A 6,565-nucleotide genomic window follows, 5' to 3' on the forward strand; every position below is an offset into this window, starting at 1 on the left:
AAAGAGCAGCACGTAACTATCCCTGTTTCCGACATGGGCGATGACTTCTTTGAAGAAGGTAAAATGTTCGATGGTTCATCCATCTCAGGTTGGAAAGGTATTAATGATTCCGACATGATCCTGATGCCGGAAGATAGCGCTTCTCTGCTGGACCCGTTCGCAGAAGCAACTACTGTTATCGTTCGTTGTAACATCGTTGAACCTGCTACTGGTCAGGGTTACGAGCGTGATCCTCGTTCTGTTGCTAAGCGCGCTGAAGAGTACCTGAAGTCTACAGGTATCGCTGATACTGCAATGTTTGGCCCAGAGCCAGAGTTCTTCGTATTTGACGAAGTTAAATGGCACGCAGACATCTCTGGTTGCGGTTACGAAATCGCTTCTGAAGAAGCTTCTTGGGCGTCTAGCCACAAGATTGAAGGTGGTAACACTGGTCACCGTCCACGCGTTAAAGGCGGTTACTTCCCAGTACCACCAATCGATTCTCTGCACGATCTGCGTGGCGCTATGTGTGACGCGATGGAAGCAATGGATCTGGTAGTAGAAGTTCACCATCACGAAGTAGCAACTGCTGGTCAGTGTGAAATCGGTGTTGGTGCGAACACGCTGACTAACAAAGCAGACGAAGTACAGGTTCTTAAGTACTGTGTACACAACGTTGCGCATGCATACGGCAAAACAGCTACCTTCATGCCTAAGCCGCTGGTAGGTGATAACGGTTCTGGTATGCACGTTCACATGTCTCTGTCTAAAGATGGCGTGAACATCTTCTCTGGTGATGCTTACGCAGGCATGTCTGAAACTGCTCTGTACTACATCGGTGGTATCATCAAGCACGCTAAGGCACTGAACGCGCTGACTAACTCTTCTACAAACGCATACAAGCGTCTGGTACCAGGCTTTGAAGCTCCAGTAATGCTGGCTTACTCTGCTCGTAACCGTTCTGCGTCTATCCGTATTCCATACGTGACTAGCCCGAAAGCGCGTCGTGTTGAAGCTCGTTTCCCAGATCCATCTGCAAACCCATACCTGGCATTCTCTGCACTGATGATGGCTGGTCTGGACGGTATCCAGAACAAGATCCACCCTGGCGATGCAGCTGACAAAGATCTGTACGATCTGCCAGCTGAAGAAGCTGCTGAGATCCCAACAGTTGCTGCTTCTCTGGAAGAAGCTCTGAATGCTCTGGAAGATGATCGTGAGTTCCTGACTAAAGGTGGTGTATTCACTGATGACATGCTGGACGCTTTCATCGAGCTGAAGCGTGAAGAAGTTGAGAAAGTGAACATGACTACTCACCCAGTTGAATTTGACCTGTACTACTCTGTATAAGTCTTATTACTTCTGAGAAAAAGCCTCCCTTGTGGAGGCTTTTTTGTTTCTGAGGAAAATAAAGGTTGGCGATAAAGGTTAGAAAAGGAGCGGCGAGAATTTATTCTGCACCAAATTAGTGCGCGTGTTTTTGGGGCAGGCTACACTTAAAAATAGGTTTTCACTGTAATAGTGCGAGTTAGAGCTAATTTGTGGCATGGAAGTTAAATTGGTTTGTTTTTTGCAGTAGATAGTTTTAGGGATAAAGAGAGTAGCTAATGTCACAACAAGAATTACATAAACAGATACTGGATAACCTCTCCGGGGCCGTTGTGATGATCAATGATCAGATGGTGGTTGAGTATGCCAATCCGTCAGCAGAGATGTTGCTGGAAGCGAGTATGCGCCGTCTTTCACTATTGCCATTGGAAGAGTGGTTCATACTGTGTGGTGATGAGCGTGACGATGTAGAGGCATGTTTCAAATCAGGGCACCCATATACCCGTCGAGAAGCAAAGTTGGTGACCTTAGGTGGTCATACGCTGACAGTTGATTATAGCGTTAACCCAATTTTTCTGGCGAATGGCAGTAAGCGGTTGCTGATAGAGATAGAGGCCAGAGATCGACTGATGCGTATTGAGCGCGAAGAAGATCTGCTGTCTCAGCATGACACTGCCCGTTCTTTGGTGAGAGGGATGGCGCATGAGATTAAAAACCCATTGGGTGGTATTCGGGGTGCGGCTCAACTACTTGAAAGAGAGCTGAGTGATCCAAGCTTGCATGATTATACCCATGTCATTATTGAAGAAGCGGATCGTCTTAGGAATCTAGTAGATCGCCTTCTAGGTCCTCGTAAATTGCCTAAGCTCGAAGATGTGAATATTCATGCCATTTTAGAGCGGGTTTGCAGTTTGATAAGTGCTGAAACTAATCAGGGTGTGATATTTGATCGGGATTATGATCCAAGTATTCCGGAATTTGTTGGTGATGCGGAGCAGTTGATACAGGCGATTTTGAATATTGTGCGTAACAGTATGCAGGCAATGTTTGGCGCTAATGTGCCAGAGCCGAAAATACATATTCGAACACGTGCTTTGCGTCAGATTACCTTGGGTACAGAGCGTCACCGTCTGGCCTGTTGTGTGGAGATCGTTGATAACGGTCCCGGTATTCCGGATGAGATTCTGAGCAAAATCTTTTATCCGATGGTGAGTGGGCGTGCTGAAGGAACTGGACTTGGTCTCTCCATTGCGCAATCCATCATTAACCAGCATCAGGGTCTGATCGAGTGTGAGACCAGACCGGGTGAAACTAAATTTCAATTATTTATTCCGTTGGAGCTGAATCATGAGCCTGCTAGGTAAAATATGGATAGTCGATGATGATCGTTCTATTCGCTGGGTTTTGGAAAAAGCCTTGTCTGCAGAAGGGCTGGATACGGAATCATTTGATAGTGCCGATTCATTACTGCAGCGACTAGAAAATAGCGAGCCTGATGCGATTATCAGTGATATTCGCATGCCTGGCATGGATGGTTTGCAAATGCTGGAACGGATTCAGGAATCTCATCCGCAAGTGCCAATTATTATTATGACAGCGCACTCGGATCTGGATTCGGCGGTAGCTTCCTATCAGGGTGGTGCTTTTGAGTACCTGCCGAAACCGTTTGATGTGGATGAGGCTGTAGCGCTAGTGAAGCGTGCTTTGGCTCATGCTATCGAGCAGCGTGAACAAGTTGCTGAGCAGGTGATGGAAGATAGTACGGAGATCATTGGTGAAGCTCCAGCTATGCAGGAAGTTTTCCGTGCTATTGGCCGCCTGTCTCAGTCAAATATTACAGTGCTGATCAATGGTGAGTCCGGTACAGGTAAAGAGCTGGTTGCCCATGCTTTGCATAAGCACAGTCCGCGCCGTGATAAGCCATTTATTCCATTGAATATGGCTGCTATTCCTCATGATCTTATTGAATCTGAACTTTTTGGTCATGAGAAGGGTGCGTTTACTGGTGCAGCGGCTGCACGTCGTGGTCGATTTGAACAGGCCGATGGGGGAACTCTGTTCCTGGATGAAATTGGTGATATGCCTGCCGATGCTCAGACTCGCTTGCTGCGTGTATTGGCAGATAGTGAGTTTTACCGTGTGGGTGGTCACACTGCGGTAAAAGTGGATGTGCGTATTATTGCGGCAACCCACCAGAATCTTGAAAAGCTCGTGGAAGAGGGGCGTTTCCGTGAGGATTTGTTCCACCGTCTGAATGTTATTCGTGTTCATCTTCCTAAATTGGCAGAACGCCGTGAAGATATTCCTCGCTTGGCTCGTCACTTCCTCAATATCTCTGGTGAAGACTTAAATGTTGAGCCAAAAGTTTTAGCCGCAGATACAGAAACCTATATGTGCAATCTGGCGTGGCCGGGTAATGTGCGTCAGCTTGAAAATACCTGTCGTTGGCTAACCGTTATGGCGACCGGACGAGAGGTGTTGATTGATGACCTTCCTCCCGAGCTGATGGAGCAATCCGGAGAGCCTGCAGTAGCAGGGAGTAATTGGGAGCAGTCGCTGCGTAATTGGGCTGATCAGCAGCTTAGTCTTGGGCAGAGAGGTTTGTTGGATACTGCTGTTCCTGCCTTTGAGCGTATTATGATTGAAACGGCTTTAAAGCATACCGCAGGACGCCGTCGTGACGCTGCCGAATTATTAGGCTGGGGGCGAAATACCCTGACTCGTAAGATCAAAGAGTTGGGTATGGAAAATGGCGAGAAACCTGACGAGCATGAGAATGTAGCCTAACTTCCAGTCAGCTATTTGCTATATAATCCCCGCATCAGAAATGGTGCGGGGATTTTTTATGCTACATGTAGTGCTTTTTGAACCTGAGATTCCTCCGAATACAGGCAATATTATTCGTCTTTGTGCCAATACGGGTTTTCATTTACATCTTGTGGAACCATTGGGCTTTGAATTTGATGATAAGCGTCTGCGTCGTGCAGGGCTGGATTATCACGAGTTTGCAGCAGTAAAAATACATCCTGATCTGGATAGCTGTCTGGCGGCTATAAGCCCAAGAAAAGTCTGGGCGTTGACTACTAAGGGGGCGCGTAACTATGTAGATGCGGATTTTGCTGAAGGTGATGTACTGTTATTAGGGCCGGAAACCCGTGGGTTGCCCGTAGAAGTACGTGAATCATTTTCTCAGGATCAATGGCTTAGAATGCCAATGTGTGAAGATAGCCGCAGTCTTAATCTATCGAACGCCTGTGCTATTGTTGTATACGAGGCTTGGCGACAGCTAGGTTTTTCTGGCGCTGTGGATCAGTCGTAAATAATAGAACAGGTCAATTATGCAACATGCCTTTATTATCACAGGGATAGACTCATTCACTTCAGAGCAATCTGGACAAGTATTTCGTTTATCTTTGGCTGAGCATAAGGGCAGAGCGCTTTCAATAATAGGAAGTGTGGAGCAGCAGGTTAATATTCTCACTATAAAAGAGCAGGTTTTACCGGTGGTTATGTTATCCGATAAATTGGAAGCAGGTGCCGATAACTCCTTGTTGATACCGGATAGTGCTCTGGTGAGTATTGTGCCAATTAAAGCAGCTGCGGTGCAGTTGATGCTGGATACTGATAATGCTGATCAGGTTCTGCATAATCTTTCCCCCAATTCGTGATAGAATCTCCTTTTTGTTTAATTAATGATCAGTTGTAGGCAGGGATGACCTCGGAAACTCTATGCTTTACCAATTAAAATTTCTGTCTGTTTTCTTACTTCTTTCACTCTCTCTTAACGCTTGGTCAACGAATCAGCACCCTGATGTTGAGGATGTTTGTCAGAAGGTAGGAAGTAAGCTCGCTAGTGTCTCTATTAAAGAATGTTTGAGTAACCGCTATTTTTCACCGCGGTATTATTCTGTAAATGGGAAAGCGATACTGGAAACCCATTTCCCCGCAAATGAAGACAATCCAGATGCGCCACGTATTCTATTTATTGGGGGTATTCATGGTGATGAGTATTCCAGTGTGAGCGTAACGTTTAAGTGGTTAAATACTTTGAGGAAGCATCATAGTGGTGCTTTTGACTGGCATTTCTTGCCTGTGCTGAATCCTGATGGGTTGTTGCAACGTAGGTCCAGTAGGGTTAATGCGAATAAAGTAGATCTAAACCGAAATTTTATTCCTGCTCCTGAGTTTCCTGAACCACTTGAACATTGGCAGAAAAGCGCTAAAAAAAGGCTGCGTTACTATCCCGGGCATGCTCCACTGAGTGAGCCGGAAAGTCGGGTCATACATGAACTAATCGACGACTATAAGCCTACTGTCATTGTTTCTGTGCATGCCCCACATGGAATTCTTGATTTTGATGGTGGGATACAGCCGCCTCGTAAATTGGGGCCGTTACATCTGCGTCAGCTAGGAACCTATCCAGGTTCGTTAGGCAACTATGGTTGGTTTGTTAAGAATATTCCTGTTGTCACAATCGAGTTGCCTTACGCTGGAATTATGCCTAAGAAGCATGATATCGATAGAATGTGGACGGATCTGGTGCGTTGGTTGAAATATAAAGCTAAGCGTAAACCTAGTGCAGTAGCCAGTGCCAATGGTGAAAGTGGCAACGTAGTTAAATAACTACGGCTAAATAAACACAGTTAAGTAAACGTATTTAAGTCAAAGGTTGAACGAAAAAAACGGAGCTGATAGCTCCGTTTTTTATGAGTCACTGTATCGCTTAAGCGCTTAGTGCTGCGCTTCACCTTCAGCTGCTGCCTGCTGCTGAGCCATCTGCTGTGCGTATAGGGCATCAAAGTTCACAGGTGCCAGCATAAGTGCAGGGAAGCTCGCTTTAACAACCATGTTGTCAATGGCTTCGCGTGCATATGGGAATAGCAGGTTAGGGCAGAAAGCACCCAGTGTGTGGTGCATTTCCTGCTCACTCAGGCCAGCGATAGCAAAGATACCTGCCTGTTGTAGTTCAACCAGGAATGCTGTTTTGTCAGCGTTCTTAACAGTTACCGTCAGTGTCAGAACTACTTCGAAAGCGTTATCACCCAGCTGCTTAGTGCCTGTATTCATTTCCAGGCCAACTTCTGGCTGCCATGGAGTGGTGAAGATTTCAGGAGAATTTGGAGATTCAAAAGAAGAGTCTTTTACGTAAACGCGCTGAACCGCAAATTGTGGTCCCTGTTCTTCCTGGCTTGCAGTGTTCTGTTCGTTCTCAGACATGATAGATCCTTAGAATTATTTGTATTAGCTGGCGTTGAGT

General features: G+C 46.2%; 7 protein-coding genes. 6 read left to right on the forward strand and 1 reads right to left on the reverse strand.

Annotated elements, in window-relative coordinates; genetic code table 11:
- The 6 genes from glnA to GY843_RS15780 all read left to right on the forward strand — a co-directional run.
- A partial coding sequence (gene glnA / locus GY843_RS15755) for a type I glutamate--ammonia ligase (protein ID WP_297310978.1) occupies positions 1-1,329 on the forward strand: 1,329 nt, incomplete at its 5' end.
- A 257-nt stretch (positions 1,330-1,586) separates the two neighbouring features.
- Positions 1,587-2,672 (forward strand): nitrogen regulation protein NR(II), encoded by a 1,086-nt coding sequence (gene glnL / locus GY843_RS15760; protein ID WP_297310979.1) that lies wholly within the window; start codon positions 1,587-1,589, stop codon positions 2,670-2,672.
- Entirely contained in the window at positions 2,656-4,095 is a 1,440-nt protein-coding gene (gene glnG, locus GY843_RS15765) for a nitrogen regulation protein NR(I) (RefSeq protein ID WP_297310981.1), read from the forward strand. The genes glnL and glnG overlap by 17 nt, the downstream gene beginning before the upstream one ends.
- Before the next feature lie 58 nt (positions 4,096-4,153).
- On the forward strand, positions 4,154-4,627 hold the full coding sequence (gene trmL / locus GY843_RS15770) for a tRNA (uridine(34)/cytosine(34)/5-carboxymethylaminomethyluridine(34)-2'-O)-methyltransferase TrmL (protein ID WP_297310982.1): 474 nt from the start codon (positions 4,154-4,156) through the stop codon (positions 4,625-4,627).
- A 19-nt stretch (positions 4,628-4,646) separates the two neighbouring features.
- Positions 4,647-4,976, forward strand: coding sequence for a hypothetical protein (locus GY843_RS15775; protein ID WP_297310983.1), 330 nt, complete (start codon positions 4,647-4,649; stop codon positions 4,974-4,976).
- Positions 4,977-5,037: 61 nt separating this feature from the next.
- The gene (locus GY843_RS15780) at positions 5,038-5,931 is read left to right on the forward strand and encodes a M14 family zinc carboxypeptidase (RefSeq protein WP_297310985.1); all 894 of its coding nucleotides are present in this window, start codon (positions 5,038-5,040) and stop codon (positions 5,929-5,931) included.
- A 108-nt stretch (positions 5,932-6,039) separates the two neighbouring features.
- On the opposite strand, the gene secB is transcribed toward GY843_RS15780, so the two are convergent.
- Complete coding sequence (gene secB / locus GY843_RS15785) at positions 6,040-6,525, reverse strand: protein-export chaperone SecB (protein ID WP_297310987.1); 486 nt, start codon at positions 6,523-6,525, stop codon at positions 6,040-6,042.
- Positions 6,526-6,565 lie beyond the last annotated feature (40 nt).

This window comes from Neptuniibacter sp., from assembly GCF_024231755.1.
In the GTDB taxonomy this organism is placed as follows: Bacteria; Pseudomonadota; Gammaproteobacteria; order Pseudomonadales; family Balneatricaceae; genus Neptuniibacter.